The following is a 22,131-nucleotide window of genomic DNA, read 5'->3' as shown; positions in this document are numbered from 1 at the left end:
CCGAACCGCCTTATCCTACCCGCCGAAAGCGTTGAGCCCGGTCTGGGCGCGGCCGAGGATCAGCGCATGCACGTCATGCGTGCCCTCATAGGTATTGACCGTCTCGAGGTTCATGACGTGGCGGATCACGTGGTACTCGTCCACGATGCCGTTGCCGCCATGCATGTCCCGCGCGACGCGGGCGATGTCGAGCGACTTGCCGCAATTATTGCGCTTCACCAGGCTGATCATCTCCGGCGCCGCCTTGTCCTCATCGAACAGCCGGCCGACCCGCAGCACGGCATGCAGGCCGAGGGTGATCTCGGTCATCATGTCGGCGAGCTTCTTCTGGATGAGCTGGGTCTGTGCCAGCGGGCGGCCGAACATCTTGCGGTTCAGCGTGTAGTCCCGCGCCGCGTGCCAGCAGAACTCGGCCGCGCCGAGCGCGCCCCAGGCAATGCCGTAGCGGGCGCGGTTCAGGCAGGAGAAGGGACCGGCCAGCGACTTCACGCCTGGCAGCCGATTCTCCTCCGGGACGAAGACCTCGTCCATCATGATCATGCCGGTGATGGAGGCCCGCAGGCTGAACTTGCCCTCGATCTTCGGGGTGGTGAATCCCTTCATGCCGCGTTCCAGCAGGAAGCCGCGCAGCACCCCCTCGTCATCCTTGGCCCAGACCACGGCGACATCGGCGATCGGCGAATTGGTGATCCAGGTCTTGGAGCCCGAGAGCAGATAGCCGCCCTCCACCTTCTTCGCGCGGGTGCGCATCGAGTTGGGGTCGGAGCCGGCATCCGGCTCGGTCAGGCCGAAGCAGCCGACCCATTCGCCGGTCCGCAGCTTTGGCAGGAACTTCTCCTTCTGCGCGTCGGAGCCGAAGGCGTAGATCGGGTACATCACCAGGCTGGACTGCACGCTGAAGGCGGAGCGGTAGCCGCTGTCCACCCGTTCCACCTCGCGCGCCATCAGCCCATAGGCGACATAGGAGATGCCGGCGCAGCCATAGCCGTGCAGGGTGGCGCCGAGGAAGCCCATCTCCCCGAACTCGTTCATGATCTCCCGGTCGAAATGCTCGTTCCGGTTGGCCATCAGGACGCGCGGGAGAAGCTTCTCCTGGCAGAACTGGTGCGCGGCATCGCGCACCATGCGCTCGTCCTCGGTGAGCTGCTCGTCCAGCAGCAGCGGGTCCTCCCATTTGAAGGGGGCGATGCTGCGCTTCGGGGTGACGAGATTCATGGCTTCCTCCCTGGCGCGCGGCATCCCATCGCCTGCGCGGCCGGTCCTGACAGAACCTGGAATGGTGCCGCCCGGGCCGGGCGGCAAGATCCTCAGGCGGCTTCCTGCTCCGGTTCCTGCTCGGCCGCCGCGTCCCGGCGCGGGCGCGGGATGGGGATGAGCATGAAGGCCGGCACCGCATCGCCGAAACCGCGCACCGCGGGGCCGAGATCATCCCGGTCACGCCGGCGGGAGGCATCGTCGCGGCGGCGGTCGTCGCGCATGGCGGGCGGCGGCGCCCGGTCGAATTCGCGGGGCGCCGGGCGCTCACGCGGCTCGGCGCGCGGGCGTTCGTCGCGGGTCGAGGGGCGGCGCTCCGGGCGAGCCCGGCTCGGCCGTTCCTCGCGGGCCGCCGGCGCGGCCTCCGCGGCAGGCGCCGGATCGGCCTCCTCGCGCGGCGCGCCACGGGGCGACCGGGCGCTGCCGCTGCGGCCGGTGCCGCCACGGCTGCCGGTGCCGGTCCGGGCCGCGCCGCGGGCCGGACCGCCGCGGCCACGCCGGGGCCGCGTCGCGGCCTCCGCCAGTTCCTCGGCGCTTACCGGGTCCAGCCCCTCGATCTCGATGCGCGGGATCGGTTTGCCGGTCAGCTTCTCGATCGCCGCCACGTCGCGGGCATTGTCGGCGGTGGCGATGGTATAGGCATGGCCCTCGCGCCCGGCCCGGCCGGTGCGGCCGATGCGGTGGACATAGTCCTCGGCGTGGTAGGGCACGTCGAAGTTGAAGACATGGCTGAGGCCGCCGATGTCGAGGCCGCGCGCCGCGACATCGCTGCAGACCAGCAATTGCAGCTCATTCGCCTTGAACTTGTTCAGCGTGGCGAAGCGGGTCGGCTGGTCCATGTCGCCATGCAGGGCGCCGACGCTGAAGCCATGCCGCTTCAGCGATTTGTAGAGGACATCCACCTCGACCTTACGGTTGCAGAAGATCAGGGCGTTCTGCACGTCCTCGCGCCGGATCAGCCGCCGCAGCGCCTCCCGCTTGTCGAGCTCGCGCACCCAGACCAGGCCGGCGGTGATGGTGGTCGCCACGCTGGCCGGGGCGGAGACGGAGATCTCCTTCGGATTGGACAGGAAGGCATCGGCCAGGCGCCGGATCTCGGGCGCCATGGTGGCGCTGAAGAACAGCGTCTGGCGCAGCGGCGGCAGCATGGAGACGATGCGCTCGACATCGGGGATGAACCCCATGTCCAGCATGCGGTCCGCCTCGTCGATCACCAGCAGCTTGCAATCCGCCAGCAGGATACGGCCGCGGTCGAACAGATCCAGCAGGCGGCCCGGCGTGGCGATCAGCACGTCGACGCCCTTCTCGAGCACCGCGCGCTGGTCGTTCATGCTCTCGCCGCCGATCAGCAGCGCGTGCACCAGGTTCAGGTGCTTGCCGTATTTAACGAAATTCTCGGCCACCTGCAGCGCCAGCTCGCGCGTCGGCTCCAGGATCAGGCTGCGCGGCATGCGCGCCTTGGCCCGGCCGGAGGCGAGGATGTCGAGCATCGGCAGGGTGAAGCCGGCCGTCTTGCCGGTGCCGGTCTGGGCGCAGCCCAGCACGTCGCGGCCCATGAGCACGACCGGGATGGCCTGCTCCTGGATCGGGGTCGGCGTGACATAGCCGGCATCCGCCACCGCGCGGGCGATCTGCTCGGAAAGGCCGAGATCGGCGAAGGTCACGCTGGGGCCAGGGGCCTCCCCGGCCGGCTCGGCGGCATCCTCCTCCGCCTCTGCGGTGAACTCCGCCACCGGGGCAGGCTCCGCTGTGGCCCCTGTTTCGGCAGGAGCAGCTTCCGCCGCCTCTGCGGTGAACTCCGCCACCGGGGCAGGCTCCGCTGTGGCCCCTGCTTCGGCAGGGGCGGCTTCCGCCGCCTCAGGAGCGGGCGCCGCTTCGGGCGCCTCGGCAAGGATCGAGGGTGCTTCCGGCGCCGCATCCGATGCCGATTCGGGCAGCGGTTCCGGGGCCGCCGCCACGCCGGGCGCCGGAGAGGGGGTCTCGGGCATCAGGTCTGTGTGCTCGGGCTCGGCCGCAACGGGGGCGGGCCGATCGGAGGTATCGGTCAAGTTCGGTCGGTTCCTTCGCCGGGACAGCGGCGGCATGGCGGCCGGATGGGAGAAACCCAAAGGCCGAAAACCGACGCCCGGCGTGCCGAATGGAGGGGCCGCCGCTCCAGGTCCGCGCCGCATATGCGCCTCTGGCGGCGGAAAAGCAAGCATCCCCGGCCATTGTTTGGCCAGGCAAGCCGGTCTAGGACGCGCAGCCACCATGCCCGAAACCCCTGACCTCCTCCTGCTCCCCGGCCTGCTCTGCGACGCCCGGCTCTGGCGCGATCAGGTCACTGGCCTGGCCGGCCTGGCCCGCTGCCACATCGCCGAGGTGGGGCTGGACGACAACCTGCCGGCCATGGCCGCCCGGGCGCTGGCCGCGGCGCCGCCCCGCTTCGCGCTCTGCGGGCTTTCCATGGGCGGCTACCTGGGTTTCGAGATCCTGCGCCAGGCGCCCGGCCGGGTGACGCGGATCGCCCTGCTCGACACCTCCGCCCGGCCGGATACGCCGGACCAGGCGCGCCGCCGCCGCGGTTTGGTGAGCCTTGCCAGGAGCGGCAAATTCCGTGGCGTGACGCCCCGCCTGCTGCCGCAGCTCCTGCATCCCGCGAATCTCGACGGCCCGGTGGGGCAGGAGGTGACGGCGATGGCCGGACGGGTAGGCCAGGCGGCCTTCCTGCGCCAGCAGGCGGCCATTCTCGGCCGGCCGGATTCGCGCCCGCTGCTGCCCGGCCTCCGGCTGCCGGCGGTGATCGCGGTGGGGGAGGCGGATGCACTGACGCCGCCGGACCTGGCGGCCGAGATCGCCGGCCTCATCCCCGGGGCCCGGCTCGCCCTGCTGCCCGGCTGCGGGCATCTGCCGCCGATGGAGGACCCGGCGGCAACCACGGCGCTGCTGCGGAGTTGGCTGGCGCTATAGCGGGCCCGGATCGCGCGACCGGCACTTTCCCGGCCGATTCGCGCTTTGGCGCGTGGATCGCCCGGGCCCTGCCCGGGATTTCGGGCGGAGTTTCCGGCGCCTCCTGCCGCCTGCTGGAAAATAATCTTGCCGGGGGTGCTTTTTCACTTTCCCGGCGAGTGGCCCGGGCCTATATGCCCGCCCAGACGCAGTACGCACGTGCCTCTGGCCCCAGGCCCACGGAACCCCAGGCGCCCCTCCACTAGGCGCAGCCCATCAGGTCACCGCGGCGCAAGGTTTACGCAACGACGTCAAGCGTTCTGGCAACCCCGTTCGGCTCAGGCCGGGCGGCTCACTCTGGTCGCTGGTTCGTTCGACCGTTTCGTCAATCTGGGGCCGCCGCCCGGCAGGGCCGGTCCTTCTGCATGTGAAGGGTAGTGCGATGACCCCGAAGGTCTCCCGCTTCCTGCGCGATTCCGCGCCGGCGACGCCGTGCCTCGTGCTCGACATCGACCGGGTCGAGGAGAATTACCGCCGCCTGATGGGCGCGCTGCCGCAGGCGCGCATCTACTACGCGGTGAAGGCGAATCCCGCCGTGCCGGTCCTGGAGCGCCTGGTCGGCCTCGGCTCCTGCTTCGACGCGGCGAGCTTCGAGGAGGTGGAGGCCTGCCTCGCCGCCGGCGCCGAGCCGCAGGCGATCAGCTACGGCAATACCGTGAAGAAGGAGGGCGCCATCCGCGCCGCCTACGGGCGCGGCGTGCGCATGTTCGCCTTCGACTCCGAGGCCGAGCTGCGCAAGCTCGCCCGCTCCGCCCCCGGTGCGCGCGTTTATTGCCGCATCCTGGTCGGCAATGACGGCGCCGAATGGCCGCTCTCGCGCAAATTCGGCTGCGAGGTCGAAATGGCGAAGGAGCTGATGGTGCTGGCCGGCGAGCTGGGCCTGGACCCCTTCGGCCTCAGCTTCCATGTCGGCAGCCAGCAGACCAAGACCGCGGCCTATGAGGCGGCGATCGCCAGGGTCGCCATGCTCTTCACCGACCTGCGCGATGCCGGCGTGAAGGTGCGCATGGTCAATCTCGGCGGCGGCTATCCGGTGCGCTATCGCCAGGAGGTGCCGGAGATCGACGATTTCGGCGCCGCCATCATGGGCGCGATGGCCGAGCATTTCGGCAATGCCCTGCCCGAAATGGTCATCGAGCCGGGCCGCTTCATCGTGGGCGATGCCGGGGTGGTCAGCGCTGAGGTGGTGCTGGTCTCCCGCAAGGCGAAGGACGACCCGGTGCGCTGGGTCTATCTCGATATCGGCCGTTTCGGCGGCCTGGCCGAGACCGAGGGCGAGGCGATCAAATACGCCTTTCGCACGCCGCATGACGGCGGCGCGGAAGGGCCCGTGACCATCGCCGGCCCGACCTGCGACAGCACCGACACGCTCTATGAGAAGTCCAACTACCGCCTGCCCCTGGCGCTAGAGCCCGGGGACCGGGTGGAGCTGCTGGCGACCGGCGCCTATGTCACCAGCTATGCCAGCCAGGCCTTCAACGGCTTCCGGCCGCTGGCCGAGCATTACGTGTAACCGCCCGGCAGGGGAGCGCGGCAGCGCGCTTCCCCCTGGCGTGCTGATTCTTTCCGTTCACAACCGTTGCCGGCGCGCTAAGCTTCGGCCATGGACGAGATAGACAGGAACATCACCGTCGCGCTGCAGCTGGACGGCAGCGCCGGGCTGGCGGAGCTGGCGAAGGTGGCGGGGCTTTCGGTCTCCGCTACCGCCGAAAGGGTGAAGCGGCTGGAGGAGCGCGGCGTCATCCGCGGCTGGCGTGCCGATCTCGACCCCGCCGCAGCCGGCTGCCCCCTGCTGGCGCATATCCTGGTGGCGGTGGCGCCCGGCCGCGAGGACGCCGCCTTCCGCAAGGCCATGCGGCGGCACGAGGCGGTGCTGGAATGCCATGCCGTCACCGGCGGCTGGACCTATCTGCTGAAGGTCCGGCTGGCCGACCTGCCCGCGCTCGATAATTTCCTCAATGAGGAGTTGCGCGGCCTGTCCGGCGTGCAGCGGCTGGAAACGCTGCTGGCCATCGCCACGCTGAAGGAAAGCGCAATCCTGCCGGTGGCGCCGGCGACGGAGGAATAGAGCGGATCGCGGACGGAGGTGAACCTCCGGGAGCGTGAATCCGCTCGGCAAACAAAGAGCTACGGCGGAATGCATTCAGGAATGGATGCAATCCGCCGTAGCTCCCGTCGCCGATCGGCCTCCTCAATTCGCCTGCCGCACCGCCATCGCCGTGGTGCGCTCATCCATCCGGGCTTCGTAGCGCAGGCCGCGCTTGAGCGCCCAGCTGTTCACCAATTGGAACAGCGGGATGAAGGCCACATCGTCCGTCGCCAGCTTCACCGCCTCCCGCAGCAGCCTTTCCCGCGTCGGATCGTCGATCGTGGCGGCCGCGCGCTCGGTCAGCGCATCGAGCTGCGGGTTGGAATAGCGGCCGGGATTGCTGGCGCCGGTGCGCTTCTCGCGGTCATAGGTGCCGAGGATATTGACCAGCGCGTAGCTCGCCTCGCCGGTCACGCTGCTCCAACCAGCCAGGCGCATGGCGAATTCCTGGCGGTTGGACCGGGTGGAGAAGCTGGCCCAGGGCAGCGCCTCGACCTCGGTGCGCACCCCGATGCGGCTCCACATCTGCGCCACCGCCTGGGCTGCCTTGCTATCGTTCGGGTAACGGTCGTTCGGGCTGTGCAGGGTGAGGCGGAAGCCCTGCGGGAAGCCGGCCTCCGCCAGCAGGCGCTTCGCCGCGTCCGGATCGTAGCGGGGCGTCGCGACTTCCGGGTTGTAGCCGAAGGTGCCCTCGGGCAGCCATTGCCCGGTGGGGCTGGCGCCACCCTCCATGATCCGCTCCGACAGCGCCTGGCGGTTGATGGCTATGGACAACGCGCGGCGCACGCGGATGTCGTCGAAGGGGTTGGCGGCGAGAGGCCGGCCGTCATTGTCGGCGACGAAGGGCAGGTTGCCCTTTCGCGAACGATCCATCGACAGATAGATGAGCCGCAGGCCCTGGATCTCGGACACCGTGATGCGCGCCTCCCGCTTCAGCCGCGGGAGGTCGGTGGAGGGCACCTGGTCGATCACGTCCACATCGCCGGCGAGCAGGGCCGCGGTGCGGGCGCCATCATTGGCGAGGAAGCGGTAGTTCACCCGCGCCCAGGGCTCGGCGCCGCGCCAATAGGCGTCGTTGCGGGCGAGCTCGGTGCGGTCGCCGGAGCGGTAGGCGGCGAAGCGGTAGGGGCCGGTGCCGATGGCCGCCTTGCCGCTGTTGTAGTCCTCCGTCGCCGCGCCCTCGCCGGCATGGCGGGAGATGATCGCGACCGAGGCAAGTTCCGTCGGCAGCAGCGGATGCGGCCGCATGGTGTGGAAGCGGACGGTCAGCGGGTCCACCACCTCCACCCGCTCGATGGCGCGGACGAAGCCGCCGAAGCCGCCTGGGCTGCCCGGGACATTGGGGGTGCGCTGGATGGTGAAGGCCACGTCGTCCGCGGTGAAGTCGCGGCCGTCATGCCACTTCACGCCAGGACGCAGCTTGAATTCCCAGACCGTGTCCGTGACCACCCGCCAGCTTTCTGCGAGGCCGGGATAGGGCTGGGCGCGGGCATCACGCTCCACCAGGCGGTCGAAGATGTGCATCGACAGGCTGTTGTTGGGTGAGGCGTTGTAGAAATGCGGGTCCACCGAGGTGACGGCGCCGCCGATGCCGATATTGAGTGTCTGCGCCGCCGCGGGCGCCGCGGTGGAAAGCGCGGCCAGCAGCGCGGCGGCCAGGGTAGCGGATCGGGGTGAGGGGCGCATCGTTTCTCCTGCGGCAACCAGCCGCCCATCCTAGCCGGGGCGGTGTCCGGCCGCCATTGCCTGCCGGGACGCGCCCGGGCAAACCTAGCGGGCAGGTGAGCAGGCTGCTAAAAGCCTTACATCTGGGAGCTTCCGGGGGCGACAATGAAAAGAAATATTGGGACGGCGGCAGCGGCCGTTGCGGTGATGTTGTCGCTGGGCATGGCGCCCGCCGGCGCCGGGGCACAGACCTTGACCATGGCGGTTGGCGCGCCGGTCACCTCGATCGATCCGCACTACCACCAGTTGTCCCCGAACAACGCGGTCGCGGACATGATCTTCGACAAGCTGGTCAATACCGACGGGCAGGCCCGGCTGATCCCCGGCCTCGCGACGGAGTGGCGGGTGGTGGAGCCCAACCTCTGGGAATTCAAGCTGCGCCCCGGGGTGCGCTTCCACAACGGCAGCGAGTTCACCGCGGACGACGTGGCCTTCACCCTGAGCCGCGTCCCCAACGTGCCGAACAGCCCCTCCTCCTTCGCCATCTACACGCGGCCGATCCAGCAGGTGGAGATCGTGGACAGCCACACCATCCGGCTGCGGACCGCGGGGCCGTATCCGCTGATGCCGATGGATCTCTCGAATATCCGCATCCTGGACCGCGAGACGCATGGCAACGCCACGACCGAGGATTTCAATTCCGGCCGCGCCGCCGCCGGCACCGGCCCCTGGCGCATGGTCTCCCACCGCAATGGCGACCGCATCGAATTCGAGCGGAACGACGCCTATTGGGGTGATCGCCCGGCCTTCCAGCGCGTGGACTACCGGATGATCACCAATGATGCGGCGCGCACCGCGGCGCTGCTGGCCGGTGATGTCGAGTTCATCGACCAGGTGCCGACCAGCGATCTCGCGAAGCTGCGAACCGATCAGCGGGTGGCGCTGTCGGAGACCACCGGGCTGCGGATCATCTTCCTCGGCCTCGATCACATGCGCACGGATGCCTCACCCTTCATCACCGACAACAACGGCCAGCCGGTCCCGCACAACCCATTGAAGGATGTGCGGGTCCGTCGGGCACTCTCCGTTGCCATCGACCGCCAGGCGATCGTGGACCGGGTGATGGAAGGCGCCGCGACCCCCGCCGGCCAGTTCCTGCCGGCCGGCATCTTCAGCCATGTGCCGGGCCTGGAAGCACCGCGCCCGGACCCCGAGGCGGCGAAGCGCCTGCTGGCGGAAGCCGGCTTCCCGCAGGGCTTCCGCATCACCCTGCACGGGCCGAACGACCGCTACATCAACGACAGCCGCATCATCCAGGCGGTTGGCCAGATGTGGACCCGGATCGGCGTGCGGACGGCGGTGGAGGCGCAGCCCTGGACCACCTTCGTCGGCCGTGCCGGGCGGCAGGAATTCTCCGCCTTCCTGATCGGTTGGGGCTCCAACCCCGAAGGCTCGCACCCGCTGCGGAACCTGGTGGCGACGGCGGACCGGGAACGCGGCTGGGGCGCCTCCAACCGCGGCCGCTATTCCAACCCGGAGCTCGACCGCATGATCGAGGTTGCGCTTGGCGAGCTGGACGATGCAAAGCGGGAGAAGCTCCTGCAGGACGCGCAGCGCCTGGCAATGGAGGATGTCGCCATCATCCCGCTGCATATCCAGACCAATATCTGGGCGATGCGGCGCGGCCTGGCGCATACGCCCCGCGCCGATGAGCTGACCCGGGCGCAGGACGTGCGCCCGGCCGCCCAGGGCGGCTCCGCGCGATGACCGTCTTCCTGCTCCGGCGCCTGATGCAGGCGGCCGTGGTCGTGCTCGCCATGTCGCTGCTGGTCTTCATCGGCGTCTATGCCATCGGCGACCCGGTCGAGATCCTCATCAGCCCGGAAGCCGACCAGATCGAGCGGGAGCGGGCGATCGCGGCGCTCGGCCTCGACCTGCCGCTGTGGCAGCAATACCTGGTCTTCCTGGGCAAGGCGCTGCAGGGCGATCTCGGCCGCAGCTTCGTCTTCAACGAACCGGCGCTGCAACTCATCCTGCAGCGCATGCCGGCGACCCTGGAACTGGCCTTCGGCGCCACCTTCGCGGCGCTGCTGATCGGCCTGCCGCTCGGCCTCTATGCCGGGCTGCGGCCGGATTCTTCGGTCAGCAAGGGCATCATGGCCACCAGCATCCTCGGCTTCAGCCTGCCCACCTTCTGGGTGGGGCTGATGCTCATCATGGTCTTCGCGGTGCAGCTCGGCTGGCTGCCCAGCACCGGGCGCGGCGAGACGGCGGAGCTGTTCGGCCTGCGCTGGAGCTTCCTGACCTGGGACGGGCTGGCCCATATGGTCATGCCGGCGATCAACCTCGCCCTGTTCAAGATCAGCCTGGTCATCCGGCTGACCCGTGCCGGGGTGCGGGAGACCATGTTGATGGACTACGTGAAATTCGCCCGCGCCAAGGGGCTGTCACCGGCCCGTGTCACCTTCGTGCATGTCTTCAAGAACATCCTGATCCCCGTGGTGACGGTGGTGGGGCTGGAATTCGGCGGCACCATCGCCTTCTCGGTCGTTACCGAAAGCATCTTCGCCTGGCCCGGCATGGGCAAGCTCATCATCGATTCGATCAACGTGCTGGATCGGCCGGTCATCGTCGCCTACCTGATGATCATCGTGCTGATGTTCATCACCATCAACCTGGTCGTCGATCTCACCTACTCCCTGCTCGATCCCCGGGTCCGGCTGGAGTCCAAGGCATGAGCACGACCAGCGCGCCGCTCGACCTTCCGCCCCCGGCCGCGGCTGAACCCATCCTGGTGCGGGCGGAGACGCCGTTCCGCCGCTTCGCCTCGGGAATTCGCAGCCTCCCGGCTCGCGCTGTTCGGGCTGGTGGTGTTCACGATCATCGCCCTGATCGCGATCTTCGCCCCCTGGATCGCGCCGCAGAACCCCTACGACCTCGCCCAGCTCGACATCATGGATGGGCGGATGGAGCCGGGGACGGTGGGCGGCGCGGGCTTCACCTATTGGCTCGGCACCGACGACCAGGGCCGGGACATGCTCTCCGGCATCATGTACGGGCTGCGCATCAGCCTGACGGTCGGTGCCGGCTCGGCGCTGATCGCCTGCCTGGTCGGCGCTTCGCTCGGCATGATGGCGGCCTATGCGGGCGGTCGGACCGATGGCCTCATCATGCGGCTGGTCGATCTGCAACTGTCCTTCCCGGCCATCCTGGCGGCGCTGATGATCCTGGCCTTCCTCGGCAAGGGCATCCTGAACGTCGTCATCGCGCTGGTGGTGGTGGAATGGGCCTATTACGCCCGCACCGTGCGCGGCTCCGCGCTGGTGGAGCGCCGGCGGGAATATATCGAGGCGGCGCAGTGCCTGGCGCTGCCGACCCGGCGCATCATCTTCCGGCACCTGCTGCCGAACTGCCTGCCGCCGCTGATCGTGGTGGCCACCATGCAGATCGCCCGGGCCATCGCGCTGGAGGCGACGCTGAGCTTCCTCGGCCTCGGCGTGCCGATCACCGAGCCCTCGCTCGGCCTGCTGATCGCCAATGGGTATGAGTACATGCTCTCGGGCAAATACTGGATCAGCTTCTACCCCGGCATCGCGCTGCTGGTGACGATCGTCTCCATCAACCTGGTGGGCGACCAGTTGCGCGACGTGCTGAACCCGAGGCTGAAGAAATGAACGATACCGCACCCACGCTGGAGGTCCGCGAACTGCGGACCCACTTCTTCACCCGCGCCGGCGTCGTCAAGGCGGTGGACGACGTCTCCTTCACCGTGCGCCGCGGCAAGGTGCTCGGGCTGGTGGGGGAGAGCGGCTCCGGCAAGACCGTCACCGGCTTCTCGATCATCGGCCTGGTGGACCCGCCAGGGCGCATCGCCGGCGGGCAGATCCTGTTCCAGGGCAAGGACCTTGCCAGCCTGTCCGAAGCGGAGATGCGGCATCTGCGGGGCAACCGCATTGCCATGATCTTCCAGGACCCGATGATGACGCTGAACCCGGTGCTCCGCATCGACACGCAGATGATCGAGACGGTGCAGGCGCATGCCAAGGTCAGCCGGGAGGAGGCGCGCCAGCGCGCCCGCGATGCGCTCGGCCAGGTCGGCATCCCGAGCCCGGATGAGCGGCTGAAATCCTACCCGCACCAATTCTCCGGCGGCATGCGCCAACGCGTGGCGATCGCCATCGCGCTGCTGCACAAGCCGGATCTCATCATCGCCGACGAGCCCACCACCGCGCTCGATGTCACCATCCAGGGCCAAATTCTGGCCGAGGCGCAGAAGCTCTGCGCCGAGACCGGCACCGCGCTGATCTGGATCACCCATGACCTCTCGGTGGTCGCCGGCCTCGCCGACGATATCGCGGTGATGTATGCGGGCAAGGTGGTGGAGAGCGGGCCGGTCAGCCAGGTGCTGGACGCGCCGCTGCATCCCTATACTGTCGGGCTGATCGGCAGCGTGCCGAGCCGCAACCGTCGCGGCGAGCCGCTGCGGCAGATCCCTGGCATGACGCCCTCCCTGCTCAACCTGCCGGAGGGCTGTGCCTTTCGCTCCCGCTGCCCGCGCGCCGAGCCGAATTGCGCGGTGCCGCCGCCGATGCCCGAATACCGCCCGGGCCGCTTCGCCCGCTGCATCCACCCGCATCTCGAGGAGGCCGTTGCGGCATGAGCGAGGCGATGACCGCGGCGCGCCCCGCCGCAACCGCCGGGGCCGGCGCCCCGATCATCGAACTGCGTGGCGTCTCCAAGCGCTTCTCGCGCAGCCTCGACTTCGCGGCGAAGCTGGCGCGGCGCCTCGGCGCGCCGGTGCGCGAGGATGTGGTGCATGCGGTGGATGGCGTCGATCTCACCATCCATAAGGGTGAGGTGGTGGGACTGGTCGGCGAGAGCGGCTGCGGCAAGTCGACGCTCGGCCGCATGGTAGCCGGCATCATGCCGCCAAGCGCCGGCACGGTCCTGCGCAACGGCCAGGATATCACCACCCTCGGTGGAGCGGAGGCGAGACTGGGAAAACTCCGCACCCAGATGATCTTCCAGGACCCCTATGCCTCGCTCAATCCGCGCATGAAGGTGACGGAGATCGTGGGGGAGGCGCCGCTGGTGCATGGCTTGGTGCGCCGCGCCGGGCTCGATGCCTATGTGGATGCGCAATTGCGCCGCGCCGGCCTCGATCCCGCCTTCAAGCGGCGCTACCCGCACCAGTTCTCCGGCGGCCAGCGGCAGCGCATCGGCATCGCCCGGGCGCTGGCGGTGCAGCCCGATTTCCTGGTCTGCGACGAGGCGGTGGCGGCGCTCGACGTCTCTATCCAGGCGCAGATCCTGAACCTTTTCATGCAATTGCGGCGCGAACTCGACCTCACCTACCTCTTCATCAGCCATGATCTCGGCGTGGTGGAGCATCTGAGCGACCGGGTGGTGATCATGTATCTCGGCCGGGTGGTCGAGGAGGCGCCGGTCGCGGAGATCTTCCAGCGCGCCAACCATCCCTATACCCAGGCGCTGCTCGCCGAGGTGCCGCGGATCGATGCCCGCAAGCGCGCCTTCGCCGGGGTGAAGGGCGAGATTCCCTCGCCGATCAACCCGCCCAGCGGCTGCCATTTCCACCCGCGCTGCCCTTTCGCGATGGAGCGTTGCCGGGTGGAGCGGCCAGCCCTGCGGGAGATCGCACCCGGCCATCGCAGCGCTTGCCACCTCAACGACAGGGTCTGAACGCCATGCGCCCGCTCCTCCTCGCCGCGCTGCTGATCCTGGGCCTGGCGGCCTGCGCCGAGCGCTCCGGCGGGGTCAGCGGCGCCTATGTCGGCGGCGCGGCCGGCGGCAATGCCCGCGAGGATGCGCGGGTGCGATGATCCGCCGCCACCGGGCCACACTGGCGCGGCAGGCCGGCGTGGCGCCAGGTTAGCGCCGATGCCCGGATGCGCTGCCCGCCTGTTGTTGCTCGGGCTGCTGGTCCTGGCCGCCTGCAGCGATGGTGCGGGCAATACCCTTTCGACCGGCGTTGGCGGCACGGTCCGCACCGAATACGGGCGGGTCTGGCGCTAGACACGCACACGCGCCGCCACCGTGAAGGCCGCGGCCCCTGCGAGGCCAAGCCCCGCCAGCAGCCAGGGCACCGGCCCATAGCCGCCGGCGCCTTCCCAGATCAGCGCCAGGAGCAGTGGCGCCGCCATGCGCGGCAGCACGGTCGCTGCGCCGAGCGCACCGGTGATGGCGCCATAACCCTGCCGCCCCAGGATCTCCACCACCCCCGCGGCGCGGATGATGGTCATCAGCCCATCCGCCACCGCCCAGGCCAGCACATAGAGCACCAGCCATTCGAATTCGGGCGGCGCCAGCGCCAGCACCAGCATGGCCAGCGGCAGCAGCAGCGTCGCCAGCCGCCCGACGCCGCGCATCGTCACCCGCCCGCCCAGCGCGAACAGCATGGCCCGGGCCGCGACCTGGAAGGGGCCGTGCAGCGCCACCAGCAGCAGCACCGAAGCTTCCGGCAGGCCACGTTCCCGCAGCAGCGGAATCGCATGCGCGGCCAGGCCGGTGCCGATGAAGGCATGCGCCGAGAAACAGGCAGCGAGTGCCAGGAAGGTCGGCCCGCGCACCGCCCGCAACAGGCTGAACCCGGCCGCTGCGGCGGTGGCGGGCCGCCCCGTATCCGGCGGCAGCAGCCAGAGGGTCAGCAGCCCCGGCAGCACCTGCAGCCCGGCCAGCACCAACAGCGCATCGCGCCAGCCGAGATTGGTGATCAGCGCCGCGCCCAGCGGCAGGAATATCGTGCCGGTGAAGCCGGTGACGAAGGTGATGCCGGCGATCGCCCGCGCCGGGTCCCGCGCGCGGGCCACCACCACCGCCATGGCCGGCCCCCAGAGCGCCGCCGCCTGCGCCAGGCCCATCGCCAGCCACAGCGCCCAGAACAGCGGCAGCGACTGCACCGCCGACCAGCCGGCCAGCGCCACCGCGCCGCCCCAGGCGCCCAGCGTCAGCAGCCAGCGGCCGCCATGCCGATCCACCAGCCGCCCGGCCGGAATCGCGGCCAGGCCCGAGGCCAGCAGGCCGAGCGTCAGCGCCGCGTTGATTGCCGCGCGGGACCAGCCGAACTCGGCCTCCATCGGCGCCACGAAGAGGGGGAAGACCGCGAACATCGTGCCCCAGCCGATGCACTGGCCGAGCGCGATGCACCAGATCAGCCGGGCATCGCCGCCGGCCTTGGCCGCCGCGCTCACACCGTGAACTGCTCCGCGATGATGCGCTCGGAAAGCCCGTGGTCAGGATCGAAGAGCAGGGTCAGGGTCACGCCCCGATCCTCGCGCACCTCGACGCGGCGGATGTCGCGCACCTCGGTATAATCGGCGACGGCGGCGACCGGGCGCTTCTCGGCCTCCAGGATCTCGAAGACCACCTCGGCATCGGCGGGCAGCAGCGCGCCACGCCAGCGCCGCGGCCGGAAGGCGGAAATCGGCGTCAATGGCAGCAGGTTGGCGCCAAGCGGCACGATCGGCCCATGCGCCGAAAGGTTGTAGGCCGTGCTGCCGGCCGGCGTGGACAGCAGGATGCCATCGCAGATCAACTCCGGCAGCCGCAGCTTGCCGTCGATCAGGATGCGGATCTTGGCCGCCTGGCGGGTTTCGCGCAGCAGGGAAACCTCGTTGATGGCCAAGGCCTCGGCCGCGGCACCGGCGGCGTCCACGGTGCGCATCCGCAGCGGGTGCAGCACCGCGGCCTGCGCCTCCGCGAGGCGCTGCGGCAGGTCGTCTTCGCGAAAGTCGTTCATCAGGAAGCCGACGCTGCCGCAGTTCATGCCATAGACCGGCAGGTTGCGGCCGAGCAGCCGGTGCTGGGTCTCCAGCATGCAGCCATCGCCACCCAAGGCCACGATGGCGGCGGCCTGGTCGGCGGGCACATCGCCATAGCGGGCGGCAAGGCGGGCCCGGGCTTCGGCCGCGACCTCCGTGGCGGCGGCATGGAAGGCGATGCGGCCGGCAAAATCCTCGGGCTGCGCGGTGACGGGCTGCGGGAAGGGTGCGGGGAGCAACTCGCTCACGCGGGCTTCACGGCGCCGGCGGCGCCATTAAAGTCCACGCGCCTTGCGGCGCTTCCAAAGTTTACGCGCCTTGCGGCGCGATGCTCCAGCACCGGCATGTCCCGCCGCACCCGCGCCGTCACCTCCGGGTCGATGCGGGCGGTGGCCCAGCCGATGCCGTCCGAAACCTTCGCCACCACATGCCCCCAGGGATCTGCCACCAGCGAATGCCCATAGACGAAGCGCGCCGTCCCGCGTTCCTCATACTGCCCGAAGGACGCCGCGGCGAGGATCCAGCACTGCGTCTCGATCGCCCGCGCCCGCAGCAGCACTTCCCAATGGTCCTTGCCGGTCTGGAGGGTGAAGTTGGAGGGCACCAGGATCGCCTCGGCCCCCATTTGGCGCAGCGCCACATACTGTTCGGCGAAGCGCATGTCGTAGCAGATGGTGCAGCCGAAGGTGATGCCGCCGGCCTGGAAGGTCACCAGCCTCTCCCCAGCCCCATAGAGCGCGCTCTCGCGGTAGCCGGTGCCGTCCGGGCCGGTGATGTCGAAGAGGTGGATCTTGCGGTAGCGCGCAATCTCCTGCCCCTCCGGGTCGAAGACCAGGCTGGTGTTGAACAGCTTCTCCCCATCCTGTGTCCCGCCGGCTTCGATGATGCTGCCGCCATGCAGATGGATGCGATGCGTCCGCGCCAGGTCGCGCAGCATCTCATAGGCTTCGCCACCCGGCGCGCCGGAGCCCGCCAGCGGCAGCACCTCCGCCGCGGCGCGGCGGCTCTCGCGGCCACCGCCGAGATTGGTCCAGGTCTCCGGCAGGGTCACCAGGCCCGGGCGGTCCGCGGCGATGGCGGCCTCGATCAGGCGGCGGGCCTGCGCCAGGTTGGCCGATTTGTCGCTGCCCTGGTTCATCTGCACCACAGTCACGCGCATCGGCACTCTCCCAGGCATTGGTGCTGCTTGGCTGCCGCGTCAACCGGTCCTGCCGTCCCGCCCGCGCGGCCAGTCCAGCCGCGGCTCGGCCCGGCTGCCGCGCGGCGTCTCGGGCCAGGCGGCGGGCGGCGGAATGGGCGGGGTGGCGCGCGGCGGCGGCTCCTCCGGCACGCGGCGGCTGCCGGGCAGTTCCACCCAGTCATCCGCCACGGCGCGGCGCGGCGAATCCGGCAGGCGCATCGCCAGGCTGCGGATCTCGGATTGGATCTCGTCGAGCTGGGCTTCCAGCGAGTCCAGCCGGCCCTTCACGCCGAAGACGCTGAAGGGCATCAGCAGGTAGGAAAGCCCCACCAGCAGCAGCAGCAGCAGCGCCAGCAGCCCGGTCCAGTCCGGCAGCCCCGGGATGGTCAGCCGCGATGTGAGGTCCTGCAGCAGGCCCATCCTCCGCTCCCCTGATTGCGGCGGGTTGTTGTTTCCAGGGCAGATTCACGCTCCGGAGGAATGCCGCTCCTCCGCGATCTGCCCTAGCCGCCCGTCACGCTCATATGCCGTGCCAGTGCAGGGCGATTGTGGCGCCGGTCGATGACGAAGTCATGGCCCTTCGGCTTGCGCGAGATCGCCTCCAGGATCGCCTGCTGCAACCCGGCCTCGTCCAGCGAGGGGTCACGCAGCGGCCGGCGGAGATCGGCCGCATCCTCCTGGCCCAGGCACATGTACAGCGTACCGGTGCAGGTCAGCCGCACCCGGTTGCAGCTTTCGCAGAAATTATGCGTCAGCGGCGTGATGAAGCCAATGCGGCCGCCGGTCTCGCGCACCCGGTAATAGCGAGCCGGCCCGCCGGTGCTGTAATCCGTCTCCTCCAGCGTCCAGCGCTCCCGCAGCCGGGCGCGGACCAGGGAGAGGGGCAGGTACTGGTCGGTGCGGTCGCCGCTGATCTCGCCAAGCGGCATGGTCTCGATCAGGCAGAGGTCGAAGCCATGCTCGCCGCACCAGGCCAGCATCTGGTCGTATTCATGCTCGTTCACGCCTTTCAGCGCCACGGCGTTGATCTTGATGGCGAGCCCCGCCGCCTTGGCGGCGAAAATACCGTCCAGCGTCTGCTCCAGCTTCCCCCAGCGGGTGATGGCGGTGAAGCGCGCGGGGTCCAGCGTATCCATCGAGACATTGAGGCGCCGGATGCCGGCGGCGTGGAGATCCCCCGCCATCTTCGCCAGTTGGGTGCCGTTGGTGGTGACGGTCAGTTCCTGCAACCCGCTGCCCAGCCGCGCGCCGAGGCTGCGGACCAAGCTGATGACGTTCTTCCGCACCAGCGGCTCGCCCCCGGTCAGCCGGATCTTCTCGACGCCGAGGCCGATGAAGGCGCCGCACAGGCGGTCAAGTTCCTCCAGGCTGAGGATTTCGGCCTTGGGCAGGAAGCTCATATCCTCGGCCATGCAATAGACGCAGCGGAGATCGCAGCGGTCGGTGACCGAGACGCGAAGATAGGAGATCCGCCTGCCGAACGGATCGATCATGGGCCGGGTTCCTCAGGACAAGAGCGACATCAGGCATTTGGTCCCCATCCACCACCTCCTGCAAGCCCCCTGGCCAGCCGCTTCGCCAGCGGCGGGCGCGGCATCATTCCGTGCTGTCGCCAAGGATCACCAGGTCGATGACGGCGGCGTTGATCAACACCTTCCCGGCATTGTCGAAATTGACCGTGATCCGGTCCCCGATGACGGACTGGACCTGGCCCGTGCCCCAATCCGGGCGGCCCGGGTGGCGCACCCGCATCCCGGGCTCGATCAGCCCCGGCATGGTTCCGCCCGCCGGCAATGCCATCTGCCGGAACATGACCGAAAACGGTCCGGTAACCCGAGAAGCCTAAGGCCGGATCGGCAAGCCCGAAAGGACGCCGTGGATGAGTCTCGACGCACGCCTCGCCAGTTCCCTTTGTGCCCGGCTCTGCCATGACCTCGGCGGAGCCGTCGGCACCCTCGCAGGGACGCTCGACCTCGTCGAGGGGCCTGGGGAGAGGCCGGGGGAAGGTTCAGGCGAGGTGGGGTCGGAGATGCTGGCGCTTTCGCGCGAAACCGCGACGGCCCTGCGCCAGCGCCTGCGCCTCTATGCCGCGGCCTGGGGCGGCCCGGGCGAGGAATTCGATGCCATCGGCCTCGCCCGGTTGCTGGAGGCTGCCCCGGCCGCCCCCCGCGTCGGCTTCGCCCTCGGCCGGTTGGCGCCTGGCACCCGGCTGCCTGCCGCGCTGGTGCCCCTGGCCCTGAACGCCGCCCTCCTGGCCGCCGAGGCGCTGCCTCGCGGCGGTGTGGTGCATCTCTCCGGCGATCCGGGGGAGGGGCTGGTGGCCTGGCCCGAGGGCAAGGGGGCCGCCTGGCCGCCGCCGCTGCTCGCCCTGCTCGCCGGCGCGCCGATGGCCGAGGCGCTGGCGGGCGGGCCGCGCCGCATCCTGGCACCGCTGCTGAGTGCCCTTGCAGCGGAGCTGCATTGGGAGATGTCGCTCGGCTTCGCGGCCGAGGCCGGGGCTGCGCCGCTGCTGCTGGCGCCCGCTCGGGGCTGACAAGGACGGGCGCCGCGGCCTGTCGGACTTCCATCCCGGTGCCCGGAAGGCTTTACCGAATCTTCGCCCAATCCCCTCATTCTCCCGGTCCCGCCTGCCTGAGGGACCGAGATGGACGACCTGCTGGCTGATTTCCTGACCGAGACGAATGAGGGCCTGGTGGCGCTCGACGCCGCGCTGGTCCGGCTGGAACGGACGCCGGAGGACGCGCCCACCCTCTCCGAGGTGTTCCGCATCGTGCACACCATCAAGGGCACCTGCGGCTTCCTCGGCCTGCCGCGGATGGAGGCGGTGGCGCATGCGGCCGAGAATGTGCTCGGCCGCTACCGCGACGGGGCGCTCCAGGTCAGCCAGGGCGGCGTGTCGCTGATCCTGCGCGCCCTCGACGCGATCCGCGGTATCGTGTCGGAGCTGGAAGCATCCGGGGCCGAGCCCGCCGGGGACGACCTGCCGCTGATCGCCGCCCTGAATGGCGCCGCGGCCGGCGGGGGCGTGCCCGCGCCGCCCGCCGAGCCATTGGATGCTGCCCAGCCGGCAACGCCGCCGGGCGCCCGGGCGGAGCCGGCGCCCGAGACCGGCGCCGCCCCGCCGCAGACCATCCGTGTCTCGGTCGAGGTGCTGGAGGACCTGATGATGCTGGTCTCGGAGCTGGTGCTGACCCGCAACCAGCTGCTCCAGCTTGCGCGCAACGGCGCCGATGGCGCCTTCGCGGTGCCGTTGCAGCGCCTGTCGCACATCACCTCCGACCTGCAGGAAGGGGTGATGAAGACCCGCATGCAGCCGATCGGCAATGCCTGGGCCAAGCTGCCGCGGCTGGTCCGCGACCTCGGCGTGGAACTCGGCAAGCGGATCGAGCTGGAGATGCGCGGCGCCGAGACCGAACTCGACCGCCAGGTGCTGGAGCTCATCAAGGACCCGCTCACCCATATGGTCCGCAATTCCGGCGACCATGGGCTGGAGACGCCGCAGGAACGCCGCCGCGCCGGCAAGCCCGAGACCGGCCGGATCACGCTGAACGCCTATCACGAGGGCGGTCATATCATCATCGAGATCGCCGATGACGGCCGCGGCCTTAGTATCGAGCGCATCCGCGCCAAGGCGCTGGTCCAGGGCCTGGCCACCGAGGCCGAACTGGCGGCGATGCCGGAGCGCGACATCCAGCGCTTCATCTTCCATGCCGGCTTCTCCACCGCCGCCGCCGTCACCGCCGTCTCCGGCCGCGGCGTCGGCATGGATGTGGTGAAGACCAACATGGAGCGGATCGGCGGCACCATCGAGGTGCGCTCCCAGGAGGGCCAGGGGACCGCCTTCATCATCAAGATCCCGCTGACCCTCGCCATCGTCTCCGCGTTGATCGTGCAGGCGGGCAGCGAGCGCTTCGCCATTCCGCAGATCGGCGTGGTCGAGCTGGTGCGGGTCGGCGGCGAAGGGAATGGCGGGCCGCAGCTCGAACATATCAAGGATGCACCGGTGCTCCGGCTGCGCGACCGGCTGCTGCCGCTGGTCAGCCTTGCCGGCCTGCTGCGGCTCGATCCCGCCCAGGCTGCCTCCGCCGCCGGGGAGAGCGCCTTCGTGGTGGTGACGCAGGTGGGCCCGCATGCCTTCGGCATCATCGTGGACCGGGTCTTCGATACCGAGGAGATCGTGGTGAAGCCGGTGGCGCCGATCCTGCGCCACGTCACCATGTTCTCGGGCAATACCATCCTCGGCGACGGCAGCGTCATCATGATCCTCGACCCGAATGGCATCGCCCGCGCCACCGGGGTCGGCAGCGAGGCGGTGGATGCCGAGGCGGAGCGCGGCAGGGCGCGGCCCGCAGCGGCCATGCTGTCCGATGCGCGCACCGCGCTGCTGCTGTTCCGCGCTGGTGACGCAACACCGAAGGCGGTGCCGCTCGGCCTCATCGCCAGGCTTGAGGATGTGCCGCGCGAGCAGATCGAGACCGCCGGCAGGCGGCCGCTTGTGCAGTATCGCGGCAGGCTGATGCCGCTGGTGCCACTCTCCGGCCCCTGGGACCCCGCCGCGGCGCCGGCCCGCCAGCAGGTGCTGGTGTTCAGCGATGGCGAGCGTGCCATGGGACTGATCGTGGACGAGATCCTGGATGTTCTGGAGGAGCGCGTCGCCATCGACGGCACCGGCGAGAGGCCGGGCTATCTCGGCAGCGCGGTGATCGGCGGCAAGGTCACCGAGATGCTGGATACCGCCTGGTGGCTGCGCCAGGGCGGCGAGGACTGGTTCGGCGGCGCCACGGCGCTGGCCGGGCAGGGACGGCGCGTGCTGGTGGTGGAGGACAGCGCCTTCTTCCGCAACCTGGTTGTCCCGGCGCTGGGTGCTGCCGGCTATGCGGTGACCGCGGTGGCGGATGCGCGGGAGGCGCTCAGGTTGCGCGATGCCGGCGCCGGATTCGAGGCGGTGGTTTCCGACATCACCATGCCGGGCATGGATGGCTACGACCTGGCGCGCGCGCTGCGCGAGGGCGGTGCCTGGCGCGACCTGCCGCTGATCGCGCTCTCCGGTCGTGCCGGGCCCGCGGATATCGAGCGCGGGCGCCTCGCCGGCTTCACCGACTATGTCGCCAAATTCGACCGCGCGGCCCTGCTCGAGAGCCTGCGCCAATGCCTCGCCACGGCCACTGCCGCCTGAA

21 protein-coding genes are annotated in these 22,131 nt (G+C 69.9%); 12 read left to right on the top strand and 9 right to left on the bottom strand.

Annotated features, from left to right (window positions below; all coding sequences use genetic code 11):
- Positions 1-15: 15 nt before the first annotated feature.
- Entirely contained in the window at positions 16-1,215 is a 1,200-nt protein-coding gene (locus KSF81_RS19875; RefSeq protein WP_217380440.1) for an acyl-CoA dehydrogenase, read from the bottom strand.
- A 92-nt stretch (positions 1,216-1,307) separates the two neighbouring features.
- Positions 1,308-3,242: a DEAD/DEAH box helicase gene (locus KSF81_RS19870; protein WP_254453632.1), complete on the bottom strand. Its 1,935-nt coding sequence runs from the start codon at positions 3,240-3,242 to the stop codon at positions 1,308-1,310.
- 262 nt (positions 3,243-3,504) lie between these two features.
- Between KSF81_RS19870 and KSF81_RS19865 the strand changes: the two genes are divergently transcribed.
- The 3 genes from KSF81_RS19865 (at position 3,505) to KSF81_RS19855 (ending at position 6,310) form a co-directional block, all read left to right on the top strand.
- Positions 3,505-4,203 (top strand): alpha/beta fold hydrolase, encoded by a 699-nt coding sequence (locus KSF81_RS19865; RefSeq protein WP_217380438.1) that lies wholly within the window; start codon positions 3,505-3,507, stop codon positions 4,201-4,203.
- Between the two features lie 421 nt (positions 4,204-4,624).
- On the top strand, positions 4,625-5,755 hold the full coding sequence (locus tag KSF81_RS19860) for a type III PLP-dependent enzyme (protein ID WP_217380437.1): 1,131 nt from the start codon (positions 4,625-4,627) through the stop codon (positions 5,753-5,755).
- A 90-nt stretch (positions 5,756-5,845) separates the two neighbouring features.
- Entirely contained in the window at positions 5,846-6,310 is a 465-nt protein-coding gene (locus tag KSF81_RS19855) for an Lrp/AsnC family transcriptional regulator (protein WP_217380436.1), read from the top strand.
- Between the two features lie 123 nt (positions 6,311-6,433).
- On the opposite strand, the gene KSF81_RS19850 is transcribed toward KSF81_RS19855, so the two are convergent.
- On the bottom strand, positions 6,434-8,017 hold the full coding sequence (locus KSF81_RS19850; protein ID WP_217380435.1) for an ABC transporter substrate-binding protein: 1,584 nt from the start codon (positions 8,015-8,017) through the stop codon (positions 6,434-6,436).
- A gap of 186 nt (positions 8,018-8,203) precedes the next feature.
- Here KSF81_RS19850 and KSF81_RS19845 point away from each other — a divergent pair, with 186 nt between their 5' ends.
- The 7 genes from KSF81_RS19845 (at position 8,204) to KSF81_RS30970 (ending at position 14,029) form a co-directional block, all read left to right on the top strand.
- Complete coding sequence (locus KSF81_RS19845; RefSeq protein ID WP_254454148.1) at positions 8,204-9,763, top strand: ABC transporter substrate-binding protein; 1,560 nt, start codon at positions 8,204-8,206, stop codon at positions 9,761-9,763.
- Positions 9,760-10,734: an ABC transporter permease gene (locus KSF81_RS19840; protein ID WP_217380433.1), complete on the top strand. Its 975-nt coding sequence runs from the start codon at positions 9,760-9,762 to the stop codon at positions 10,732-10,734. Before KSF81_RS19845 ends, KSF81_RS19840 begins: the two co-directional genes overlap by 4 nt.
- Positions 10,735-10,863: 129 nt before the next feature.
- Complete coding sequence (locus tag KSF81_RS19835) at positions 10,864-11,670, top strand: ABC transporter permease (RefSeq protein ID WP_309139624.1); 807 nt, start codon at positions 10,864-10,866, stop codon at positions 11,668-11,670.
- Positions 11,667-12,656 (top strand): ABC transporter ATP-binding protein, encoded by a 990-nt coding sequence (locus KSF81_RS19830; protein ID WP_217380432.1) that lies wholly within the window; start codon positions 11,667-11,669, stop codon positions 12,654-12,656. The genes KSF81_RS19835 and KSF81_RS19830 overlap by 4 nt, the downstream gene beginning before the upstream one ends.
- A complete protein-coding gene (locus KSF81_RS19825; RefSeq protein WP_254453631.1) occupies positions 12,653-13,696 on the top strand; it encodes an ABC transporter ATP-binding protein in 1,044 nt (347 codons plus the stop codon). Before KSF81_RS19830 ends, KSF81_RS19825 begins: the two co-directional genes overlap by 4 nt.
- 5 nt (positions 13,697-13,701) lie before the next feature.
- Positions 13,702-13,836, top strand: a complete 135-nt coding sequence (locus tag KSF81_RS30975; RefSeq protein WP_256444270.1) for a hypothetical protein — start codon at positions 13,702-13,704, stop codon at positions 13,834-13,836.
- A 58-nt stretch (positions 13,837-13,894) separates the two neighbouring features.
- Positions 13,895-14,029, top strand: a complete 135-nt coding sequence (locus KSF81_RS30970; RefSeq protein WP_256444269.1) for a hypothetical protein — start codon at positions 13,895-13,897, stop codon at positions 14,027-14,029.
- On the opposite strand, the gene KSF81_RS19820 is transcribed toward KSF81_RS30970, so the two are convergent.
- The 6 genes from KSF81_RS19820 to KSF81_RS19795 all read right to left on the bottom strand — a co-directional run bounded on the left by KSF81_RS19820 (position 14,026) and on the right by KSF81_RS19795 (position 18,766).
- Positions 14,026-15,204 (bottom strand): MFS transporter, encoded by a 1,179-nt coding sequence (locus tag KSF81_RS19820; protein ID WP_217380431.1) that lies wholly within the window; start codon positions 15,202-15,204, stop codon positions 14,026-14,028. The two genes, KSF81_RS30970 and KSF81_RS19820, sit on opposite strands and share 4 nt — an antisense overlap.
- The gene (locus tag KSF81_RS19815; protein ID WP_217381776.1) at positions 15,201-16,013 is read right to left on the bottom strand and encodes an NAD kinase; all 813 of its coding nucleotides are present in this window, start codon (positions 16,011-16,013) and stop codon (positions 15,201-15,203) included. The genes KSF81_RS19820 and KSF81_RS19815 overlap by 4 nt, the downstream gene beginning before the upstream one ends.
- 5 nt (positions 16,014-16,018) lie before the next feature.
- Positions 16,019-16,933 carry a carbon-nitrogen hydrolase family protein gene (locus KSF81_RS19810; protein WP_217380430.1) on the bottom strand — a complete coding sequence of 305 codons (915 nt, stop codon included), beginning with the start codon at positions 16,931-16,933 and terminating at the stop codon, positions 16,019-16,021.
- Positions 16,934-16,972: 39 nt separating this feature from the next.
- Positions 16,973-17,374, bottom strand: a complete 402-nt coding sequence (locus tag KSF81_RS19805) for a hypothetical protein (RefSeq protein WP_217380429.1) — start codon at positions 17,372-17,374, stop codon at positions 16,973-16,975.
- A gap of 83 nt (positions 17,375-17,457) precedes the next feature.
- Positions 17,458-18,447: a GTP 3',8-cyclase MoaA gene (gene moaA / locus KSF81_RS19800; RefSeq protein WP_217380428.1), complete on the bottom strand. Its 990-nt coding sequence runs from the start codon at positions 18,445-18,447 to the stop codon at positions 17,458-17,460.
- A 103-nt stretch (positions 18,448-18,550) separates the two neighbouring features.
- Positions 18,551-18,766 (bottom strand): DUF3553 domain-containing protein, encoded by a 216-nt coding sequence (locus KSF81_RS19795; RefSeq protein ID WP_375293341.1) that lies wholly within the window; start codon positions 18,764-18,766, stop codon positions 18,551-18,553.
- A gap of 67 nt (positions 18,767-18,833) precedes the next feature.
- On the opposite strand from KSF81_RS19795, the gene KSF81_RS19790 reads away from it, so the two are divergent.
- Together KSF81_RS19790 and KSF81_RS19785 are read left to right on the top strand one after the other, a co-directional pair.
- Positions 18,834-19,487, top strand: a complete 654-nt coding sequence (locus KSF81_RS19790; RefSeq protein WP_217380427.1) for a histidine phosphotransferase family protein — start codon at positions 18,834-18,836, stop codon at positions 19,485-19,487.
- Between the two features lie 111 nt (positions 19,488-19,598).
- Positions 19,599-22,130, top strand: coding sequence for a chemotaxis protein CheW (locus KSF81_RS19785; RefSeq protein ID WP_217380426.1), 2,532 nt, complete (start codon positions 19,599-19,601; stop codon positions 22,128-22,130).
- Position 22,131: the final 1 nt, after the last annotated feature.

This window comes from Siccirubricoccus sp. G192 (genome assembly GCF_019084075.1).
Classification (GTDB): Bacteria; Pseudomonadota; Alphaproteobacteria; order Acetobacterales; family Acetobacteraceae; genus G192.
This window is presented reverse-complemented; position numbering and strand designations above follow the sequence as displayed.